General features: G+C 74.2%; 19 protein-coding genes. 17 read left to right on the top strand and 2 right to left on the bottom strand.

All coding sequences use genetic code 11. The features are described from left to right. The first annotated feature begins 47 nt into the window (after positions 1-47). Positions 48-224 carry a hypothetical protein gene (locus tag OG199_RS00860; RefSeq protein ID WP_356807828.1) on the top strand — a complete coding sequence of 59 codons (177 nt, stop codon included), beginning with the start codon at positions 48-50 and terminating at the stop codon, positions 222-224. A 123-nt stretch (positions 225-347) separates the two neighbouring features. On the opposite strand, the gene OG199_RS00855 is transcribed toward OG199_RS00860, so the two are convergent. Then, positions 348-821 carry a DUF1772 domain-containing protein gene (locus tag OG199_RS00855; RefSeq protein ID WP_356807827.1) on the bottom strand — a complete coding sequence of 158 codons (474 nt, stop codon included), beginning with the start codon at positions 819-821 and terminating at the stop codon, positions 348-350. Between the two features lie 233 nt (positions 822-1054). Between OG199_RS00855 and OG199_RS00850 the strand changes: the two genes are divergently transcribed. Next, positions 1055-2278 carry an FAD-dependent monooxygenase gene (locus OG199_RS00850; protein ID WP_405827276.1) on the top strand — a complete coding sequence of 408 codons (1224 nt, stop codon included), beginning with the start codon at positions 1055-1057 and terminating at the stop codon, positions 2276-2278. 887 nt (positions 2279-3165) lie between these two features. On the opposite strand, the gene OG199_RS00845 is transcribed toward OG199_RS00850, so the two are convergent. After that, the gene (locus OG199_RS00845) at positions 3166-3759 is read right to left on the bottom strand and encodes a TetR/AcrR family transcriptional regulator (protein ID WP_356807823.1); all 594 of its coding nucleotides are present in this window, start codon (positions 3757-3759) and stop codon (positions 3166-3168) included. A 285-nt stretch (positions 3760-4044) separates the two neighbouring features. Here OG199_RS00845 and fabD point away from each other — a divergent pair, with 285 nt between their 5' ends. From fabD to OG199_RS00770, 15 genes are all read left to right on the top strand, one after another. Beyond that, positions 4045-5013 carry an ACP S-malonyltransferase gene (fabD, locus tag OG199_RS00840; RefSeq protein ID WP_401808785.1) on the top strand — a complete coding sequence of 323 codons (969 nt, stop codon included), beginning with the start codon at positions 4045-4047 and terminating at the stop codon, positions 5011-5013. A gap of 207 nt (positions 5014-5220) precedes the next feature. After that, complete coding sequence (locus tag OG199_RS00835) at positions 5221-5643, top strand: acyl carrier protein (RefSeq protein ID WP_401808788.1); 423 nt, start codon at positions 5221-5223, stop codon at positions 5641-5643. A 189-nt stretch (positions 5644-5832) separates the two neighbouring features. Further along, positions 5833-6600, top strand: coding sequence for an SDR family NAD(P)-dependent oxidoreductase (locus tag OG199_RS00830; RefSeq protein ID WP_266708833.1), 768 nt, complete (start codon positions 5833-5835; stop codon positions 6598-6600). A 32-nt stretch (positions 6601-6632) separates the two neighbouring features. Next, the gene (locus tag OG199_RS00825; protein WP_356807821.1) at positions 6633-7085 is read left to right on the top strand and encodes a 3-hydroxylacyl-ACP dehydratase; all 453 of its coding nucleotides are present in this window, start codon (positions 6633-6635) and stop codon (positions 7083-7085) included. Beyond that, positions 7082-8359, top strand: coding sequence for a beta-ketoacyl-[acyl-carrier-protein] synthase family protein (locus tag OG199_RS00820; protein ID WP_356807819.1), 1278 nt, complete (start codon positions 7082-7084; stop codon positions 8357-8359). Before OG199_RS00825 ends, OG199_RS00820 begins: the two co-directional genes overlap by 4 nt. After that, positions 8356-8844 carry a 3-hydroxyacyl-ACP dehydratase FabZ family protein gene (locus tag OG199_RS00815; protein ID WP_401808792.1) on the top strand — a complete coding sequence of 163 codons (489 nt, stop codon included), beginning with the start codon at positions 8356-8358 and terminating at the stop codon, positions 8842-8844. Before OG199_RS00820 ends, OG199_RS00815 begins: the two co-directional genes overlap by 4 nt. Beyond that, on the top strand, positions 8841-10130 hold the full coding sequence (locus OG199_RS00810) for a beta-ketoacyl-[acyl-carrier-protein] synthase family protein (protein ID WP_356807815.1): 1290 nt from the start codon (positions 8841-8843) through the stop codon (positions 10128-10130). Before OG199_RS00815 ends, OG199_RS00810 begins: the two co-directional genes overlap by 4 nt. A 215-nt stretch (positions 10131-10345) precedes the next feature. Continuing rightward, positions 10346-12706: a beta-ketoacyl-[acyl-carrier-protein] synthase family protein gene (locus OG199_RS00805; protein ID WP_356806424.1), complete on the top strand. Its 2361-nt coding sequence runs from the start codon at positions 10346-10348 to the stop codon at positions 12704-12706. Between the two features lie 2 nt (positions 12707-12708). Beyond that, positions 12709-13839: a 3-oxoacyl-[acyl-carrier-protein] synthase III C-terminal domain-containing protein gene (locus tag OG199_RS00800; RefSeq protein ID WP_356806422.1), complete on the top strand. Its 1131-nt coding sequence runs from the start codon at positions 12709-12711 to the stop codon at positions 13837-13839. Positions 13840-13908: 69 nt separating this feature from the next. Further along, on the top strand, positions 13909-14778 hold the full coding sequence (locus OG199_RS00795) for an ester cyclase (protein ID WP_401808796.1): 870 nt from the start codon (positions 13909-13911) through the stop codon (positions 14776-14778). 1232 nt (positions 14779-16010) lie between these two features. Continuing rightward, positions 16011-17003: an aldo/keto reductase gene (locus tag OG199_RS00790; protein ID WP_356806425.1), complete on the top strand. Its 993-nt coding sequence runs from the start codon at positions 16011-16013 to the stop codon at positions 17001-17003. 31 nt (positions 17004-17034) lie between these two features. Continuing rightward, positions 17035-18231, top strand: coding sequence for an FAD-dependent oxidoreductase (locus OG199_RS00785; protein ID WP_356806418.1), 1197 nt, complete (start codon positions 17035-17037; stop codon positions 18229-18231). Positions 18232-18274: 43 nt separating this feature from the next. After that, a complete protein-coding gene (locus OG199_RS00780; protein ID WP_356806417.1) occupies positions 18275-18931 on the top strand; it encodes a thermostable hemolysin in 657 nt (218 codons plus the stop codon). After that, positions 18921-20540 carry an AMP-binding protein gene (locus OG199_RS00775; protein WP_405827269.1) on the top strand — a complete coding sequence of 540 codons (1620 nt, stop codon included), beginning with the start codon at positions 18921-18923 and terminating at the stop codon, positions 20538-20540. The genes OG199_RS00780 and OG199_RS00775 overlap by 11 nt, the downstream gene beginning before the upstream one ends. Next, positions 20537-21445: a TauD/TfdA family dioxygenase gene (locus tag OG199_RS00770; RefSeq protein WP_356806413.1), complete on the top strand. Its 909-nt coding sequence runs from the start codon at positions 20537-20539 to the stop codon at positions 21443-21445. Before OG199_RS00775 ends, OG199_RS00770 begins: the two co-directional genes overlap by 4 nt. Positions 21446-21447: the final 2 nt, after the last annotated feature.

The raw sequence follows: 21447 nt of genomic DNA, 5'->3' as shown, positions 1-21447 counted from the left end.
TCCGGTGGACGGGGCGGAAGTTGCCTTGACGCGTGGAGTGCCGGTTCGTGAATCTCGTTACGGTACTGGCCGTTCACGCCCGAAGGGACACCATCGTGGTCAGCAAGAAGAGGAATCCCGCAGGACCCGAGCCGGAGCTCATCCCCGCCTTCGGCAGTGAGGTCACCGACGGTCTGGACGAGGACACGGAGGCGGACGTCCTGGGCAGCATCGCCCTGCAGTAGGGCGGCGTCGCCCGGCCGCAGGACGGCGGGCGGACGCGGGGGAGGGGACCCGCCCGGCGGGTCCCCTCCCCTCGTCTTCGCCCGTCCCGTCCGCTTCCCCCGTCCCGTCCGCCGCCGGTGCCGTCAGGACGTCACGAGCGCCACGCACATCGCGCCCAGCGCCACCGCCTGCAGCACGACCCGGGCGTTGATGACGCTGTCCCAGGTGCGCTGCAGGCCCCGCGCGTCGGGTGCGGTGCGGCAGTCCAGCGCCGCGCCGGTGAGCTCCTTGTTCACCGGCGCGCTGACCTTGTTGTAGACGGCCAGCCACACCACCAGGGCCAGTGCCGCCACCGCCGCGGCGACGGCCGGCGCCGTCTCGCCGCCGAAGCCGGCCGCGACGGCCGTGGCCACGGTGGCGACCAGGCCGAAGACGCCCGGGACGGGCATCCGCCGGTCCCCGAAGCGGTGGATCTGCCCCATGGTGCTGGTCAGCACCGCGTCGTCGACGTGCGCGAGGGCGGGCCGCTGGACGATCGCGGAGAAGACGTCGGTGCCGTAGACCACCGCGTTGGCCATCGTGGCCACCACGGCCAGGGTCTGTACGAGCGTTTCCATCACAACCACCCTTGTCCGTCTGCCGGTTGCCACAAGGACCGTGCCGCCCCGTGGATATATCAATGCTAGATGTCCTGCCGACACTATCAAGTTCAGTGCTTCGAATGCTAGCATTGATAACTGCATTGGTTCGCAAGGGATTTAGCGAGGACGTGGGACGGCCCGGCCGCGGCGGTCCGCCGTACCGCGCCCTGCGAGGACATCCGCCCGCACCGCCACGAGGAGACACCCAGATGGCCATTGGACGTGCCCGTCGCGTACTCATCGCCGGCGGAGGGATCGGCGGCCTGGCCGCGGCCCTCGCGCTGCAGCGCAGCGGTGTGGAGTGTGTGGTCTTCGAACGGGCCGAGGAACTGCGCGACGGCGGCGCGGGCCTGCACATCTGGACCAACGGAGTGCTGGCGCTGGACTTTTTGGGCGTGGCCGGCCAGGTCCTGGAGACGGCCCCCGCGCAGCAGGTCGCGCACTTCAGCACCCACCGCGGCGAGGTGCTGGGCGCCTGGCCGGTGGGCGACTTCGTCGAGCGCTACGGAGCGCCCACGATCGCCGTCGAGCGCTCCGTCCTGCACGGTGTGCTGCGCGACGCCCTGCAGGGCTCCCCGGTGCGCACCGGGGCGCACGTGGTCGGCTTCGACCAGGACGAGGACGGGGTCACCGTGCGCTTCGCGGACGGCGGCAGCGAGCGGGGCGACCTGCTCATCGGGGCCGACGGCATCCACGGCACCGTCCGCGACTGCCTGTTCGGCCCCGCCGACAACCGCTACAGCGGCTACATCGCCTGGCGCGGCCGCTCCCCCCTCCAGCACCCCGACATCCCGGCGGGGACCTTCAACGCGATGTTCGGGCCCGGGGTCCGGTTCACCTACTACGACGTCGCTCCCGGCCTGGTGCACTGGATGAGCGTGGCCAACGGGGCCGCCGGCGGACGCGACGAGCCCGGCGTGCGCGAGATGCTGCTGCGCCGGCACCGCGGCTGGGGCGGACCGGTCGCCGACATCCTCGCCGCCACCCCGGAGGAGGGCATCATCCGGGGCGACGTCGAGGGCCGCCGGCCCGAACGCCGCTGGGGCCGCGGCCGCGTCACCCTCCTCGGGGACGCCGCGCACCCCATCACCTTCAACATCGGCCAGGGCGCCTGCCAGGCGCTGGAGGACGCCCTCGTGCTCGCCGAGCACCTGGCACACGCCGGCAGCGACCCGGTCGCGGCGCTGCGCCGCTACGAGCAGGAGCGCCGCGCCCGCACCGCGCCGCTGCAGCGGATCGCCTGGCGGATCGGGCGGATGGGCGCGGTGGAGAATCCGCTGCTGATCCGGGCGCGCGAGGCGTTCATGCGCAAGAACTGGAACACCAAGGCCTTCGCCGCGGCCGAGAAGGGCCAGGTCGCCTACGGCACCCGCTGGGCCCGCGAGACCCGCCCGGACAGCCCGGTCCCCGCCCCCCGCACCACCGTGGACTGACCCCGGGCCCGAACTCCGTTGGCCCCGCCCCGGGTTCGTGCCCTCGCGGACCGGTCCCGGGCCCGTACCACGGTGGACCGGCCCCGGCTCGAACTCCGGGGGCTGACGCCAGGACCGAACTCCGGTGGGCTGACGCCGGGCCGCCAGCGCCGTGGACCCGTCCCGGGCCCGAACCGTCGTGCACCGGCCCCGGGCCCGCACCGTCGTGGGCCAACGCCCCCGTCCGGCCCGGGCCCCGGCCCGCCCGGTCCGGGGCGTGCCTGGCCAGGGGTGCACCTCGGACGGGGGCGCGTCATGCTCCAGGGCGCACCCTGGTCCGGGGTGCGCCCCTGGTCCGGGCTCCGCCTCCGGTCCGGGGCGCGCCCGAGCGCTCCGGGCCCGAGCGCTCCGGACCCGAGCGCTCCGGACCCGAGCGCCCCCGCCGCCCGTGCGCGTCGGCCGCCGGGGCATCGTCCCGGGCCGCGTTCCCGCCGGCGAGGGCGGCGGCGTCCGGAGTGCCCGCCTGCCGCAGCCGTCGAGCGGGGCCGCCCGCCCGAGCACCCCCGCCTGCGCACCCTGGCCCGTCCCCGAAGCCCCGGGCCGGCCTCCGCGCCGACCCGCCCCACCGCGCCCTGGTGCGGCACTCCGGCACCCCGGCCGCATCCGCAACTTCCCGCCGCCGCGGCCCGCGTTCACGCCCCGCAGGGCACAGCTCACGATCCACGCCGGGACCGGCCGCACCCAGTACCGGCCCCGCCCGCGCGTCGGCGCCCGCCCGGAACGCCCGCCCGCAGGACGGGTTCGACGGGTTCCCCGGCACCGAACCGCAACAGGACCCGAAGCAACGACATGGACGCTCTGTCGGGAAACACCCCCGGCCGAACCTTCCGCACCCACCCACCCCCGGGTCAGCCCGGCGGAGCCGCCCGCCGCAGCGCCCCCGGCCGCACCCCGGCCCGTGCCGCCGGGTACAGCCCGTCCCAGACCGGGTGGTCGGGCGGAAACCCCAGGGAGACCAGGACGTTGACCAGCATCCCGTACGCCATGAACGTGGTGGTCCGGCCGGTGTCCGCGCCGAGCGGGAGATGGACGGTGTCCCACAGCCGCTGCCACTCGGCGCGGACCGCCTCGCCGAACCCGGCGTCGCCCTGCGCCTCGCACGCCGCCACCGCGACGTACACCTGCATCTGCATCAGCAGCCGTTCCGGCTCCTTGAGGATGACGCGGGTGTACGCGTTGGCCATCGCGCCCAGCGCCTCCTCGCCCGTCAGCCCCTCGGTCGCCTCGGCGAACAGCCGCGTGGTGTCGGCCAGGCAGCGCCGCGCCGCCGCGAGGAACAGCGCCCGCTTGCCCGCGAAGAGGCGGAAGAGGTACGGCTGCGACACCCCCGCGCGCCGGGCGACGGCCTCGGTGGAGGTGCCGTCGTACCCGCCCCGGGCGAACTCGCTCAGGGCCGCGCGGATGACGCTCTCGCGCCGCTCGTCTGCACTCATCCTCACCATGACCGCAAGTTAGTGGTTGATCACTAACTTGGTCAAGGGGGGCGGGGCGGGAAAAGCCCGGCCCGGGTGGAATCCGGGTGGAATCCCGGCGGACCCCGGGCGGAAAGGACGCCGCCGGGACGGGGGGAATCCGGTGGAGGAAATCCAGCGTGGTGGTGCCGGTCCAGACGCATTCGAGGAATGCGCCAGAACTCCGTGCCAGATTCACAGAATCGAGATCCGCTCGCCGACGGCTCGATGACCTTTCTCCGGCGCTTTCGTCAACTCAGTGAGGCAGGAACGGGGATGATCGACAATTTCTTCACGATGTTTCCCGGGCAGGGCTCGCAGCGCGCGGGCATGGCCGGGCATCTGCTGCGTGAGCACCCCCGCACCGCCGGACGCGTCCTGGCGCGCGCGCAGGACGCCACCGGCCTGCCGCTGACCGCGCTGTGCAGCACGGCGGGGGAGGAGGAGCTGGCCCCGACCGAGATCGCCCAGCCCGCCATCGTCGCCACCAGCCTCGCGGTGCTCGAAGTGCTGCGCGAGGAGGCCGGGTTCGTGCCGGCCGTGGTGGCCGGGCACAGCCTGGGCGAGTACACGGCGCTGGTCGCCGCCGGGGTGCTGGGCGCCGACGAGGCGCTGCGGCTGGTACGCCGCCGCGGCGAGCTGATGGCCGGCGTCTCGCGCCGGGCCGGCGGGGCGATGACGGCCGTACTGGGCCTCGGCCCCGCCCGGATCGAGGAGATCTGCGCGGGCTGCGCCCCGCTGGGCGTGGTGGAGATCGCCAACTACAACGAGCCGGGCCAGACGGTGATCTCCGGGCAGCGCGCGGCGGTCGAGGAGGCCGCCCGCCTCGCGCTGGCGGCCGGCGCCGAACGGGTGGTGGCGCTGAAGGTCTCGGCGCCCTTCCACTGCTCGCTGATGCGGGCGATCGAGGACGAGTTCGCCGCCGAACTGGAGCGCGTCACCTTCGCCGCGCCCCGGCTGCCCGTGATCAGCTCGGTCACCGGCACCCTGGTGCGCGACGGCGCCCACGCCCGTGACCTGCTGCGCCGTCAGCTGGCCGGGCCGGTGCGCTGGGTGGACGTGCTGGGCGCCGCGGGAGCGCACGGGACGGGCGGCTGCCTCGAGGCCGGCCCCGGCCGGGTGCTGAGCGGCTTCGCCAACCGCACCGGCGTCCACTCCGTGGTGCGCAGCACCCACGACGCGCGCCGCATCACCGCGCTGCTGCGCGAGCTGAGGCAGGAGTCCGCCCCTGACGCCGCCGCCTGACCCGCCGCGCGGGGCGGCCCCCGTCCCACGGGCCCCCGCCCCGCCTCCCGCCCCCCGCACCTGCTCCCGCCGTCCGTCCCGTCCGTGCTGTTCGTGTTCCTCCCGTCCTGTTCCCTCTTCTCCTTCTTCCCTCTCCCGTTCCCGTCCGTGCGGTGCCGGCCTTTGGCGCCGGCACCGGAGAACGACCCATCCGAAAGGCAGCCAACGGTGTCCGAAACCCTGACTTCCACCTCGACCGACTACTTCTACGCGGTCCAGGCCGCCATCGCCGACGCCCTCGGCATCGACGAGTCCGAGGCGGTTGCCGAGGCGACCCTGCTCGGGCAGCTGGGCGCCGAGTCGATCGACCTGCTCGACATCCTCTTCCGCATCGAGCGCGCCACCAAGGTGAAGATCACCGTGGCCGACATCGCCGCGCTGCTCCAGGGCGGCATCCCCGACGAGGAGTTCGGTGACGAGAACGAGGTCGTCAACGACACCGGCCTCACCCACCTGGAGAAGGTCCTGCCGCAGTTCGACCGCAGCCAGCTCGCCGAGCCGCTGACCGCCGAGGGCGTGCTGGGCCTGTTCACCGTGCAGAACCTCACCGACCTGCTGACGGAGCGGGCCGCGGCACAGAACGCCGCCTGACCCCACCCGGCCGGTGGTGTGCGGGCAGGCGGCGTCCCGCGCACCACCTGGTGCCTCCCGCCCCCTCGCCCACCCGCGGCCGGCCGGCCGCCCGCCCCACGGGCGGCCGGACGGCCGGCCGGGTGCGGCCCCTGTCCGCGCGGGCCCGGCAGCCGCCGCCCGCCTCGTAGCAGAAACGGGAAGAGACAGATGAAGCTGAAGGACCGCACCGCCCTGGTCACCGGTGCCTCACGCGGCATCGGCCGGGCCATCGCCCTGGCCCTGGCCGAGCAGGGGGCGGCCGTCGCCGTCAACTACCGCTCCCGGCAGGAGGACGCCGCCGCGGTCGTCAAGGAGATCGAGACCGCGGGCGGCCGGGCCGTGGCGATCGGCGCCGACGTCGCCGACCCGCAGCAGGCCGCCCGCCTGGTGCAGGAGGCCACCCGCCTCCTCGGCTCCCTCGACGTCCTCGTCAACAACGCGGGCACCAGCGACGACGGCCTCATCTACGACGCGCCGCCGGACGCCTGGCTGAACGTCATGAAGGTCAACTTCGGCGGCGCGTACCACTGCACGCACGCCGTCATGGAGCAGTTCATGGCCCACGGCGACGCCACGATCGTCAACATCTCCTCGGCCATGGGCGAGCGCGGCTGGATCGGCCAGGCCAACTACTCGGCGTCCAAGGGCGCGCTGAACTCCTTCACCCGCTGCGCGGCGATCGAACTCGCCCGCTTCGGCGTGCGGGTCAACGCGGTCCTGGCCGGGTTCACCCCGACCGACCTGGTGGACGGGGTGATGCAGCGCGACGGCGGCCGCAGCATCAAGCGGCAGATACCGCTGCGCCGCTTCGCCACCGTCGAGCAGGTCGCCGCGGCAGCGGTGTTCCTGGCCGGACCCGACTCCGGCTACACCACCGGCGAACTGCTCTGCGTCGACGGCGGGTTCTCCGCCCAGCTGGGCATCGGCCGTCCGTAACGGACCGTGAGGGAACGGAAGAAGAGACGACGATGCGATTCCATCTGATCGACCGGATCGAGACCTGGACGCCGCGCGAGGACATCACCGCGCGCAAGGTCACCTCCGTCGACGAGACCTACTGGCAGGACACCGGGAGCGGACCGGCACTGCCCTTCGGGCTGGCCCTGGAGGCGCTGTGCCAGTCGGCGACCTGGCTGATCATGCTCTCCACCGACCACCGGCTGCGTGCCGCGCTCCTCGCCGTCGGCGAGGCCACCGCGCACCGCGCCGTACGCCCCGGGGAGGTACTGCGCATGCGGGCCACCATCGAGTCGATGACCGAGGAGGCCGCCCTCCTGGACGGCACCGTGACCGCGGACGGCGAGGACGTCCTGAGCGCGAGCGGCATCCTGTGCGCGCTCATCGACGCCGAGCGCCTCGACGACCCGGCCGACACCCGGCGCATGGCGCACCAGTTGCAGGGCGGAGGGCCGGTGGGATGACCCGTGTAGCCATCACCGGAGTGGGGGCCGTCACCCCGCTCGGCAACGACGCCGAGAGCACCTGGCAGTCGCTGGCCGCCGGACGCAGCGGCGTCGGCCCGCTCACCACCTTCGACGCCTCCGGCTTCCCGGTGCGTATCGCCGCCCAGGTCAAGGACTTCGACGCGGCCACGGCGATCCCGGCCCGGGTGGGACGCAAACACCTCTCCCGGGTCGGCCAGTTCGGCGTCGCGGCCGCCTGGGAGGCACTGCGCGACGCGGGCGCCGACGAGCTCGGCGAGGACGTGTACCCCTTCGACGAGCGCGGTGTCGCCATGGGCGCCAGCGTCGGCCGGCCCGAACTGCAGGCCCTCCTCGACGTCGGCCACCTGCGCGCCACCACCGGCCGCCCGGACGCCTTCCTGTGCCACCCGCCGGCCGTCACCCTGACCGACGACCAGAACGTACCGCTGAGCGCCATGGCCCGGATGATGTCCGCGACCGGCCCGATGATCGGCATCTCCACCGCCTGCTCCGGATCCGGGCACGCCATCGGGGAGGCCTTCCGCGCCATCCAGGAGGGCGACGCCCAGCTGATGGTCGCCGGCGGCTACGACTCCCTGACCACCTGGCTCGACCTGCTCGGCTTCAGCCTGCTGGGCGCGCTGACCGACCGTCACAACGACGACCCCGAGCACGCCTCACGGCCCTTCGACGCCGACCGCTCCGGCTTCGTGGTCGGCGAGGGCGCCGTCGCCGTCGTCCTGGAGGACCTGGACGCCGCCCGCGAACGCGGCGCACCCGTCCTCGGCGAGGTCCTCGGCTACGGCTCCACCCTCAACGCCTGGCGCATCACCGACTCGCCGCCCGACGGCTCCGGCGCGATCCAGGCCATGCAGGCGGCCCTGGCCGAGTCGGGCGTGGGCACCGGCGGCATCGACTACGTCGTCGCGCACGGCACCAGCACCCACGGCAACGACCAGTCCGAGACCGTCGCCATCAAGAAGGTGTTCGCCGACGACGCCCACCGCCTGGTCGTCAGCGCCCCCAAGTCGATGGCCGGCCACCTCACCTCGGCCAGCCTGGGCCTGGGCGTGCTGGCCGCACTCGGCGCGATCCGCCACCGCCTGGTCCCGCCCACCGTCAACCTCGACCGGCCCGACCGCGGTCTCGACCTCGACTACGTGCCGCACACCGCCCGCCCGATGCCGGTGGACGCGGCCCTCATCAACGCGTTCGCGTTCGGCGGCAGCAACACCAGCCTCGTCATCGGCGCCCCGCGGGAGGACACATGACCACCACCGCCCCGCAGGCCGCCACCACCGTCCCGCAGCCCGCCGCCACCACCGTCCCGCAGGCCGCCGCCGTCGCGCAGGCGCCGGCCGGCACCGGGGGACTGCCGGCCTTCGACCGGCTGCTGGAACTCGCCGAGGGCGAACGGGCCGTGGCCGTGCGCAACGTGCCGGCCACCCTGGAGTGCTTCACCGCCCACTTCCCGCGCCACCCCGTCCTGCCCGGCGTGCTGCTGCTGGAGAGCCTGGCCGCCCTGGCCCGCACCGCCGCCGGCCCGGGCGCCTGGCGCCTGGCCGGCGTGCGCGGGGTGCGCTTCAAGCACTTCGTCGGACCCGGCGACCAGGTGCACCTCACCGTCGAGGTGAGCCGGCACAGCCGGCAGCGCACCGAATGCCGGGCCACCGCCCGGGTCGAGGGCCGGGTGGTCGCCACCGTCCGCGCCCTGACCCTGCTCAGCGCCACGACGACCCGGGAGGGCACAGCATGAGCGAGCAGCGCCGCCGCGTGATGGTCACCGGCATCGGTCTGATGACCGCGATCGGCCAGAGCGCCGCCGAGACCTGGGACAGCCTGCTGGAGGGCCGCTGCGGCATCGGCCCGCTGCGCGCCTACGACCCGGCCCCGCTGCGCACCGGCATCGGCGCCGAGATCCACGGCTTCGACCCCACCCGGTGGGCCGGCCGGCGCACCCTGCGCATGCTGTGCCGCGGCGACCAACTGGCCCTGGCCGGCGCCACCCTCGCCCTGCGCGACGCGGGCCTGGACGGCGAGAGCGACCTGGGACAGCGCACCGGGCTCTTCCTCGGCAGCAACAAGGAAATGCCCCGCATGGACGAACTCATCGCCCAGCTCCAGGCCGTCCGCGCCGACGACGGCACCCCCGACCTGCACCGCCTCGGACGCACCGCCTCCTCGGTCATCGCCCCGCTGTTCTTCGTCGAGGGACTGCAGCCCGCCGCCGCCTTCCACATCTCCGAGAAGTACGGCATCCGCGGCGCCAACGCCTACTTCGCCGGCACCGCCGACTCCGGCGCGATGGCGATCGGCCGGGCCATGCGCACCGTACGCCGCGGCGAGGCCGACGTGGTCCTCGCCGGCGGCTACGACGACGCCACCGGCTGGTGGGCGATGTCCAAGATGGACGGCCTCGGCGTCCTGAGCACCCGCACCGACCTCGGCCAGGAGGCCTTCCGCCCCTTCGACCGCGACCGCTCCGGCTCCGTCTTCGGCGAGGGCGCCGCCCTGCTCGTCCTGGAGGAACGCGCCCACGCCCTGGCCCGCGGCGCCCACTGCTACGCCGAAGTCACCGGATTCGGCGCCGGCAACGACTGCGTCCGCCCGCCCAGCCCCCAGCCCCGCGCCCGCGGCCTGGCCCGCGCGATCACCCGCGCCCTGCGCGACGCCGAACGCCCCTTCCCCGACGGCGGCTACATCGCCGCACACGGCTGCGCCACCCTGCAGGGCGACGCCAGCGAGACCGTCGCCCTGCACGACGCGCTCGGCACCGCCGCCAAGTCCGCCCAGATCAGCAGCGTCAAACCACAGACCGGGCACCTGGTCGGCGGCGCCGGCGCACTGAACGCGGCCGTCGCCGCGCTCGCCCTGGACAGCGGCACCGTGCCCGCCACCCTCAACCTGCACCACCCCGCCCCCGAGTGCGACCTCGACTACGTCCCGCTCAGCCCCCGCCACACCCGCCCCGACAGCGCCCTGGCCCTGGCCCGCGGCCTGGAGGGGCAGGCCGTCGCCGTCGCCCTGGGACGGCCCTCGTGACCCGGCAGCCCGACACACCCGCCATACCCCGCACACCAGACGCACCCGGCCCGCCCGACACACCCGGCACGCCGACCATGCCCAACACGCCCAACACGCCCAACACGCCCAACACGCCCGGCACATCAGCAGCACCCGGTTCACCCGCCATACCCGCGATACCCGCAGCAGCTGGAATGCCCGCAACACACGGCATCCCCGAAAGGAGTGCGGCCATGACCGACGTCTACGACCACGACACCCGGCCGGACGCCGCGGCCCGGCCCCGGACCGTGGTGGTCTGCGGCGTCGGCGCCGTGACCGCCCAGGGCGAGGGCGCCACGGCGCTGTGGGAGGGCATCCGGGCCGGGCATTCCGCCATCGGCCCGGTCCGCGGCATGCCGATGGACGGCTACGGCACGGCCATCGGCGGCGAGGTGCCCAACCCCTCCCGGCCCGCCTACGACTACCTGGCCTCCTTCGGCGGCCGCGAGCGCGAACCGGCGATGGACTTCGCGCTGACCGCCGCCCAGGAGGCGATGGCCGGCGCGGGCCTCGGCACGCTGCCCGCCGAACGCTGGGGCGTCGCCTTCGGCTCCTGCAACGGCGGCCTGCGCACCGCCGAGAAACTCGCCCGCCGCAGCCGCGAGGGCACCGCGCCCCCCGACGACGGCCGGCACTACCTGCTGGTCCCCCCGCAGGCCATCGCCGAGGCACTCAGCAGCGCCTTCCGTCTCAAGGGCCCCGCGCTGAGCGTCAACACCGCCTGCGCCTCCGGCGCCCACGCCATCGCGCACGCCGCCGAGGCGATCTCCGCCGGCCGCGCGGACGCGATGCTCGCCGGCGGCAGCGACGCCTTCACCGAGACCGCGTTCGCCGGCTTCACCAGCCTGCAGTCCCTGTCCACCAAGCCCGCCGCCCCCTACTCCAAGGACCGCGACGGACTCTCGCTCGGCGAGGGCGCCGGCATGCTGGTCCTCGCCGAGGAGTCCGTGGCGCGCGCCGCCGGCGCCCCCATCCTCGCCGAGGTCCTCGGCTACGGCCTGTCCGCCGACGGCTACCACGCCACCGCCCCGCACCCCGAGGGCGAGGGCGCCGCCCGCGCCATCCGCGGCGCCCTGAAGGCCGCCGGCATCACCCCGCAGGACGTCGGCTACATCAACGGCCACGGCACCGGCACCCCCAAGAACGACTCCGCCGAGTCCAACGCGGTGCGCGCCGCGTTCGGCGAGGCCGCCGACAAGACCGCGCTCAGCAGCTCCAAGTCGATGATCGGCCACCTGCTCGGCGCGGCCGGCGCGGTCGAGGCCATCGTCACCGTCCAGGCCCTGGTGGAACAGACCGCCCCGCCGACCGCCAACTTCACCGGCACCGACCCCAAATGCGGACTCGACGCCGTCCCCGACACCGGCCGTGAACTGGCCATGAACGCCGCCCTGTCCAACAACTTCGCCTTCGCCGGCGCCAACGCCTGCGTCGCCTTCGGCTGGCCCTCCGGCCGCCGCTTCTCCGTACCGGCCCCGCCCGCCGCGGAGAAGGTCGTCATCACCGGCGGCGCCGCCATCACGGCGGCCGGCGAAGGCCTGGAAGCACTGTGGGAGGCCTGGCGGCACGGCGGACGGCTGGGCGCCGAGGAGGACGGCCTGCACGTCGCCCGCGCCGACTTCGACCCCGCCGCACACATCGGCGCCCGCGACCGCCGCCGCATGGACCGCCTCTCCCAGCTCGCCGTCGCCTCCTGCCGCGCCGCCCTCGCCCACGCCGGCCTGGACGCGGACGAGCACACCGGCGTCGTCCTGGGCACCGGCCTCGGCCCCATGCGCAGCATCGAGGACTTCCTGCTGCCCGTCCTGGACGGCTGCCCCGCCGAGGGCAGCCCGGCGGTCTTCCCCAACACCGTCTTCAACGCCGCCGCCGGCCAGGTCGCCATGCACGTCGGCGCCAAGGGCCCCACCTCCACCGTCACCACCGGCCACGCCGCCGGCGCCTCCGCCCTGACCGTCGCCCACGACCTGCTGCTCCAGCACCGCGCCGACGCCGTCCTGTGCCCGGCCGTCGAAGACCTCTCCCCGGGCGTCCTGACCGCCTACCGCGGCCTGCCCCTGTTCACCGACACCGGCTACACCCTCGCCGAGGCCGGCATCACCCTGGTCCTGGAACGCGAGTCGAGCGCCCGCGCCCGCGGCGCCCGCATCCTGGCCGAGTTCGCCGGCCACGGCACCGCCGGCGACGCGGCCGGCGTCGGCCGCTGGGACGAGAGGGGCGAAGGCGTCGAACGCGCCATGCACGCCGCCCTCGGCCACGCCGGAGTGCACCCCGGCGAGGTCACCGCGATCTTCGCCAACGCCGCCGGCCTCACCCGCGCCGACGCCCCCGAGGCACGGGCCACCGGCCGGCTCGCCGCCGAGTCCGGCTGCCCCGTGCACACCCCCAAGCAGACCCTCGGCGAACCCGTCGGCGCCGGCGCGCAGCTCGCCGCCCTGCTCGCCGTCACCGGCTGGCAGGAAGGCACCCCCGCCGGCCCGGTCCTCATCAACAGCTCCTCCCTCGGCGGCACCCACATCAGCCTCGTCCTGCGTCCCGCAACGGAGAACTGACCATGCCCCACACCCCCGCCCCGCCCCCCGCACCCGCCGAACGCCACGTGTCCGTCCTGGCCACCGGCGCCCACCTGCCCGGCGAGGCCCTCGACAACGACGCCCTCGCCCGCGTCTGCGGACCGCTGCCCGACGACGTCCTGGACGGCATCCAGGTCGAGCGCCGGCACTGGATGGTCGACCCCGCCACCGGCGCCCACACCACCAGCACCTCCGCCATGGCCACCGCCGCCGCCCGCCAGGCCCTCGACCGGGCCGGCGTCACGCCCGACGAGATCGACCTGATCGTCGTCTCCACCGCCAGCCCCGACTACCTGCTGCCCGTCGCCGCCACCTACGTCCAGGAACAACTCGGCCTGGAACGCTGCGCCGTCATCGAGGTCCGCGCCGGCTGCGTCGGCGCCGTCCAGGCCCTCGACATCGCCCGCCGCCTGCTCGCCGACGGCACCTACACCACCGCCCTGGTCATCGGCGCGGAAGCCGTCTCCCCCCTGCTCGCCCCCGTCTTCCTGGGCCGCGAACCCGAACGCGTACGGATGCGCGACCGCCTGACCGTCTACACCTTCGGCGACGGCGCCGGCGCCATGGTGCTGCGCGCCGGCGAGGAAGGCTCCGCCGCCGGCCGCCCCCGCCCCGTCTTCGCCACCCGCTCCCTGGGCGGCACCCGCAAACCCGGCATGCACATCATCGGCGGCGGCACCGACGCCCCCCTCGCCGAACAGCAGCGCCGCCCCCGCCTCATGGACATCCGCCTCGACATCCCCGGCACCGCCCGCTTCGGCCCCCGCGTCTTCGTCGAAGGCATCCACGACATGCTCCACCGCTCCGGCCTCACCCTCGACGACATCGACGCCTGCGTCCTGCCCGAGGGCAACGCCGAGTACTTCGCCAGCGAGTACGGCACCGCCGGACTGTCCGCCGCCGACCAGACCACCCTCAGCAAGACCATCGTGGAAAACCTCACCGACGTCGGCGCCACCGGCTCCGCCGCCGTACCGCTGGCCCTGGACGCCGGCTGGAGCGAGGGCCGCATCACCCCCGGCGACACCGTCCTGCTGCTCGCCATCGAGGCCAGCCGCTACGTGTACGCGGGCCTCACCCTCACCTGGGACGCCCCCTTCCCCGGCCGGTGACGGGCCCCCGCCCGCCCCCGCCCGCCCCGACCCGCCCCCTCGCGGGCGCCGACGCCATAAGGATGGAACGTGTCGATACAAGAGACGGTGCGCACCGCACAGAGCGTGGAGGAGCGCAACAAGAAGACCATCCGCCGGGTCTTCGACGCCTTCGTCAACCAGGGCGACTTCTCGGTCGTGGACGAGATCTACAGCCCCGACATGGTCGACCACCAGCCGCTGCCCGGAGCCCCCGAAGGACTCGAAGGAGTCCGCTACACCATCGCCGGCCTGCGCGAGGGCTTCCCCGACCTGCACGTGACCATCGAGGACATGAGCGCCCACGGCGACCACGTCGTCATCCACAACACCTGGCGCGGCACCCACCTGGGCGACTTCCTGGGCGCCGCCCCCACCGGACAGGTCATCGAGTTCACCGGCGTCGTGGTGTGGCGGCTGCTGGACAACGGCCTGATCGCCGAACGCTGGGGCATCGGCGTGGAGTCCAACATGCTGGCCGTGCTCGGCCTGCGCCGGCTGGCCCCCGCCGCCCGCACCGCCGCCCGCGCCGCCGCCCGCCGGGCGGTCACCGGCGCCTGCGCCCTGCTGCCCCTGACCGGCGGCGCGGCCGAGGGCTGGCGCCGCCTGCAGGCCGAGCTCGCCGGACCGCGGCTGCACGCCTACGAGGCCTCCCGGCGCCGCGCCGGCATCCTCCAGGAGTCCTTCGACCTGCGCCCCCTCGACGGCCAGGACGTCCTGGTCCACCAGATCGAGGCCCGCGACCCGCAGGCCGCCGCCCGCCGCCTGCTCACCTCCGCCGACCCCTTCGACCAGTGGCTGCGCGAACAGGCCACCGAGGTCCTCGGCACCGACCCGTGGACCCGCCTGGCCGAGAGCGCAACCGCCGGCACGGGCCACACCTGGGCCTCCGTCACCAGCGAACTGGCTACCGCCGGCTGACCCGCGAACCGCCCGCCGCCCGCCGCCCGGCGCGCCCGGTGACCGGCGCCCCTCACGAACGAGCCGCCGGCCGGCCCCCGCGAACCGGTCGCATGCCGGCCCCCGCGAACCGGCCGAGGGCCGGCGGCGAACGGGTCTGCGGCCCGGGGGGCGTTGACGCCCGCGCACGGGCCCACAGGCGCCGACACCGGTGGACGACGGTTCGGACCCAGGGAGCCGGCACCGGTGAACGAGCCCGTGGCTCGGGGGCGTTGTCACCGCGAACAGGCCTCCGGTCCGTGCCGGAGCCAACGCCGGTGAACGGGCCTGCGGCTCGGGGGCGTTGGCACCGCGAACGGGCCTCGGTCCGTGCCGGAGCCGGCGTCGGTGAACGGGCCCGTGGCTCGGGGGCGTTGTCACCGCGAACAGGCCTCCGGTCCGTGCCGGATCCGGCACCGGTGAACGGGCCTGCGGCTCGGGGGCGTTGTCACCGCGAACAGGCCTGGGTCCGTGCCGGAGCCGGCACCGGGAACGGGCTTGCGGCCCAGGGGGCGCTGTCGGTGAACGGGTTTCCGGTCCGGGAACGACGCCGACGAGCGCACCCCCGGCCCGCGGGCGTCGACACCCGTGCACGGGCCTCCGGCCCAGGGGAGCGCCCCCGCGGACGAGGGACTTCCGGCCCCGCGGCAACCTGGTGAACGGGCCCCCGCCGCAAGGGCGTTGCTGCGGACGCAGGCCTGCGCATCCCGGGGGAGTCGACCCCGCGTACGAGCTCGCGGCCCACGTGCGCGCCGGCGCCGGCGAACGGGCCGAAGGCGTACGGGGGGCCGGACCCGTGAACGGTCCCAAGGTGTACGGGGCCAAGGTGTACGGGCCCGGAGTCGGAGCCTTGAACCAGCCCTCAACGTACGGGAGTTGCTGCTCCATGTACGGGCCCCCGGCCCGGGAGAGCACCCCCCCGCGTAGGGGCCCCGGCCCACGAGAGTTGCCCCGCGCAGCGGCCCCCCGGCCCCCGGCCCGGGAGAGCACCCCCCGCGTACGGGCCCCGGCCCAGGGGAGCGAACCCCTGTGAACGGGCCTGCCGTCCGGCGGAGTCGGCGCCGGTGAACGGGGCGTGGGCCGGCCGGCGAAGCGCGGCCCCAGTACTTCTCTAGCAGGGGCATCAATACTGTCACTGCTAATTCCCGGGTGGTGCCGGCACCGGCCACCCCCGGGGACGACAACCGCGCGCACGGCTCAGGAAGGAACCGATGATGCGGCAACGAACACTCGGCAGCCAGGGGCCGGCGGTCTCCGAACAGGGACTCGGCTGCATGGGCATGACCTTCGCCTACGGCCCCGCCGACGACCAGGAGGCCCTGCGCACCGCGCACCGGGCACTCGAGCTGGGCGTCACCCTCCTCGACACCGCCGACTTCTACGGCCCGCACAGCAACGAGGAGTTCGTCGCCCGCGTCATCGCCGGCCGCCGCGAGGACGTCGTCGTCTCCTCCAAGGTCGGCAACGAGATCACCGAGGACGGCACCATCACCGGCCGCCTCAACAACCGCCCCGACTACATCCGCACCGCCGTCGAGGGCACCCTGCGCCGGCTGGGCACCGACCACCTCGACCTGTACTACCTGCACCGCGTCGACCCCGCCGTGCCCATCGAGGAGTCCGTCGGCGCCCTGGCCGAACTGGTCGAGGCCGGCAAGGTGCGCCACCTCGGCGTCTGCGAGGCGTCCGCCGCCACCATCCGCCGCGCCCACGCCGTGCACCCCCTGGCCGCCGTACAGACCGAGTACTCCCTGTCCACCCGCGACGTCGAGGTCAACGGAGTCCTCGCCACCGTCCGTGAACTGGGCATCGGCTTCGTCGGCTACAGCCCGCTGGGCCGCGGCCTGCTCACCGGCCGCATCCGCAGCCTCGACGGGCTGGCCGAACACGACTTCCGCCGCATCGCGCCCCGCTTCCAGCAGGGCAACCTCGACCAGAACCTGCACGTCGTCGAACGGCTGCAGCACCTGGCCGCGGCCAAGGGCATCACCGCCGGGCAGCTCGCCCTGGCCTGGGTGCTCGCCCAGGGCGACGACGTGGTCGCCATCCCCGGCACCAAGCGCGTCCCGTACCTCCAGGAGAACCTCGCCGCGAGCGACGTGGTCCTGAGTGCGGACGACCTCACGGCGCTCGACGAGATCGCCCCCCACGGCTCCACGGTGGGGGACCGCTATCCCGTCGGCGCCATGGCCACGCTCGACGGCTGAGACCAGACCGGCCGCGGACCTTCGAAGGCGAGTGAGAGCGACAACCATGGCGAACATCACGATCATCGGCGGCGGACTGGCCGGCCTGACCGCGGCGATCTCCGCCGCCGAACAGGGCGCCCGCGTCACCGTCCACGAGGCCCACTCCCACGCGGGCGGCCGCGCCCGCTCCGCCTCCGGCCCCTACGTCACCAACGACGGGCCGCACACCTTCTTCGACAACGGCGACGCCTGGCACTGGCTGCTGCAGCGCGGACTGGCCGGCCGCTACGTACGGCTGTCCTTCCACGAGTGGACCCGGATGCGCTTCCGCCACCAGGGCCGGCTGCGGATGACGCTGCCCGGCGGCTACATGAGGATGACCTGGATGCACCGCGGCATCGACGTCCCCGTCGACCGCTCCTTCCAGGACTGGGCGAGCGAACGCTTCGCCCAGCAGACCGTCGACGAGGCCCTCGGCTTCCTCGGCCCGATCCTCTTCGACGGCGACCCCGGACGCCTCTCGGCGGCCTTCGTGTGGGAACGCCTGCTGCGCGTGGGCACCCCCCGCTTCCCGCTGCCCAGCCGCTACTTCATGGGCGGCTGGGGCGCGTTGATCGAGCGCATGCAACGCGTCGCCCGCGCCCGCGGCGTGGTCATCGAAACAGGCTCCCGGCTGACCGAACTGCCCACCGGCGGACCGGTCATCGTCGCGACCTCGCTGGCCTCCGCCCGCAGCCTGCTCGGCGACGACTCCCTGCAGTGGCCCAGCGGCACCGCCGCCCTGCTCGACATGGCCGTCACCCACTCCAAGAAGGACGGCAACGTCTCCTTCGACATGGACGAGGGCGGCTTCACCTCCCAGTACTCCGACCACGACCCCTCCCTCGCCCCCGAAGGCCAGGCCCTGTTCCAGGGACAGATGCCGATCAGGCCCGGCGAGTCGAAGGCCGACGCGCTGGCCCGGCTGGAGAAACTCTTCGACCTGACCACACCGGGCTGGCAGCAGCGCATCCTGTGGCGCCGCGAAGGCGTCTCCCGGGGCCGCACCGGCGCCCTCGACCTGCCCGGCCTCAGCTGGCGCGACCGGCCCGCCGTCGACCGCGGGGACGGGGTGTTCCTGGCCGGCGACAGCGTCGCCGCCCCCGGCATCCTCGCCGAGACCTCCATCAACAGCGCCCTGCGGGCCGCGGAACTCGCCCTCAGCGCCCGGCCGGCCGCGCACCGCTCCGCGGTGCTCGGGCGATGAGTCCGCCCCGCGTCCCACCCCACCCCGTTAGGGAGCGCAGCACATGAGAATCACCCTGTCCGAGCGCGGCACCCCGGACTGGCAGACCGCCGCGGACCTGGCCCGGCTGGTGTTCGCCAAGCAGTACCGGGCCAGCATCACCCCCGACCCGGACGGCTTCCTCGCCTTCTTCGAGGACACCGCCGACGGCCAGGAGGAAGTCCTCGCCTGCGCCGGCCTGTCCTTCCCCGAGGAAGAGACCATCCTGCTGGAACGCTATCTCGACGCTCCCGTCGAAGACGTCATCACCCAGGCCGTCGGCACCCCCGTCAAACGCTCCCAGGTCCTGCAGATCGGCTCCATCGCCTCGGTGCGGGCCGCCGCCGGCGCCGAGATCATCAAAGCGATCCCGCTGATCATGGCCTGCCTGGGCCGCCCCTACGCCGTCATGACCATGACCGGCCGGCTCGCCGCGCTCATGCAGCGCCTCGGCTGCGTCTTCCACCCCCTCGCCGACGCCTCCCTCGAACGCCTGCCCGTCGACGAACGCGCCGCCTGGGGCACCTACTACGACACCCGGCCCGTCGTCGGCTACGCCGAGGCCGCCGAACAGTCCACCCTGCTGCTGGCCGCCATCGGCCGCTACTGCTTCACCTCGGTCGACATGCGGCTGCTGAGCAACCGCCCCGACCGGCAGGGGGTGCTCACCCGTGCCGCCTGACACCACACCCCTGTCCCTGGCCCGCGGACTGCTCCAGCAGGCCGACAGCGACGCCGTCATGGTCCGCGTCCTGGCCGCCGACGGCGGCGAGGGCACCGCCTTCGGCTACCGCGACCTCATCCGCACCGCCCTGGCCCTGGCCGCCGACCTCACCGACCTGGCCCGCACCCTGGGCCGGCCCGCCCGGGTGGGACTGCTCGCCGAGAACTCCCCCGAATGGGTCGCCGCCGACCTCGCCGCCCTGTTCGCCGGCGCCGTCGAGATCCCCGTACCCACCGCCTTCACCGCCCAACAGGCCGCCTCCCTCCTGGAGACGGCCGACCTGTGCCTGACCGACACCGCCGGCAGCGCGGCGCTGGCCCGCTGGACGGCCACCACCCCCGACCCCGTCCTGCCCGCGGGCTGCCCCACCACCGCCCTCGACCTGCCCGCCCTGCTCGCCCGGCCCCCCGCCCCCCACCCGCCCGTCCCCGACCACGACGCCGTCGTCAAGGTCATCCACACCTCCGGCACCACCTCCGCCCCCAAAGGCGTGCAGATCCGCCGGCACGGCCTGGACGCCCTGCTCACCTCGCTGCGCACCCGCACCCGCCCGGCGATCTTCGAGCGGTACCTGTCCATCGTCCCCCTCAGCCTGCTCATCGAACAGGTCGCCGGCCTCTACATGCCCTTCCTCGCCGGCGGCTCGGTGTCCTTCCTGCCCCCCGGCACCGCCCTGGTCGGCACCGCCGCCGACGCCGCACCCCGCATGCTCACCCTGCTGCGCCAGGCCCGCCCCACCGCCCTGGTCGTCCCGCCCACCGTCGCCGGCCTCTTCCTCGCCCTGTGCGACCAGCAGCCCGCCGAGAGCGTCACCGAACGCCACCGGCGGATCTTCGGACACGACGGCCCCGTCTTCATCGCCTGCGGCGGCGCCCCCGTCCCGCCCGAGATCCTCCAGCGCCTGCACGCCCACGGACTGACCGTCCACGAGGGCTACGGACTGAGCGAGAACTCCTCCGTGGTGTCCTGGAACTTCCCCGGCGAAGTCCGCTTCGGCACCGTCGGCCGCCCCCTGGACCACGTCCACGCCGAACTCGCCGACGACGGCGAACTCCTCATCCGCAGCACCTCCCTGTTCGCCGGCTACACCCGCGAGGACCCCTCCAGCGTCGTCGTCGACGACCAGGGCCGCCTGCACACCGGCGACCTCGCCGAGATCGACGACGACGGCTACCTGCGCATCACCGGACGCAAGAAGAACCTCGTCATCACCGCCGGCGGCCGCAACGTCGCCCCCGAATGGGTCGAGGCCCGCTACCGCGAACTCGGCTTCATCCGCGAGGCCGCCGTCATCGCCGACGGCCTCGACCACGTGCACGGCCTGTTCGTCATCGACGCCGGCCTCGACCCCGACACCGCCCGCAGCCGCATCACCGAATTCGGCAGGCACAAACTCTCCGGCATCGAACGCGCCGCCGTCGTCCACCTCATGTCCGAGGACGACCCCGCCTACGCCACCTGCTTCACCGTCACCGGACGCCCCCGCCGCGACGTCATCCGCCACCACGTCCTCAACCAGCCCCCCGCCGCGGCCGCGGCACCCCAGCAGACCAAGGAGAAGGCATGAGTACGGCTGTGCAGACCACGCCCTACGGCACCGGCAGCGGCCTGCTGGTCCAGCCCGCGGGCCCCGGCGGCCTCGACGGCATCGACCCCAAGGAACTGCGCGACCTCATCGCCCAGGCCGGCTTCCTGCTGCTGCGCGGCTTCGGCGCCGACATGGACGCCTTCACCGCCCTCGTCCAGAACACCTCCACCTCCACCACCCTCGACCCCGCCCGCGACTTCTACTCCGAGGTCGCCCAGAAGGTCGACGCCGGCTTCGACGAGGTCGGCCTGCACACCGAGAACGGCAACAGCCCCTTCCGCTCCCACCTCGCCTGGTTCTTCTGCGAGAAGGCCGCCTCCGCCGGCTCCCAGACCACCGTCTGCGACGGCTACCGCGTCTGGGACGCCCTCAGCGACCAGGCCCGCACCGCGTTCGCCGCCCAGGACATCGTCTACAGCCGCTACGTCGCCGAACCGCAGTGGCGGGCCATGGCCCACCACCTGCTGGGCCGCACCAAGCCCGCCGACCAGATCCAGGTGGCCGAACTCCTCGCCCTGGCCGGACAACTGCCCGGCACCGAGATCACCCCCCAGGACGACGGCGGCGTGCGCTACTCCTTCCGCACCCCCGCGGCCGGCCCCACCGTCTTCGGCCCCCGCCCCTCCTTCGCCAACAGCATCCTGGGCCCCTCCTTCAACTACGAGAAGCCCACCATCACCTTCGCCGACACCACCGAACTGCCCGCACCCCTGCTCGCCGAGGTCGAAGAGGTCACCGCCCGCCTCACCGAGAACCTCGACTGGCAGGACGGCGACGCCGCCGTCATCGACAACACCCGCGTCATGCACGGCCGGCGCGCCATCACCGACCCCGACCGCACCATCTACAACGCCCTCAGCTACATCGAGGCACCCGCCGCCTGACC

The sequence above is a fragment of the Streptomyces sp. NBC_01176 genome (assembly GCF_045039825.1).
Taxonomy (GTDB): Bacteria; Actinomycetota; Actinomycetes; order Streptomycetales; family Streptomycetaceae; genus Streptomyces.
This window is presented reverse-complemented; position numbering and strand designations above follow the sequence as displayed.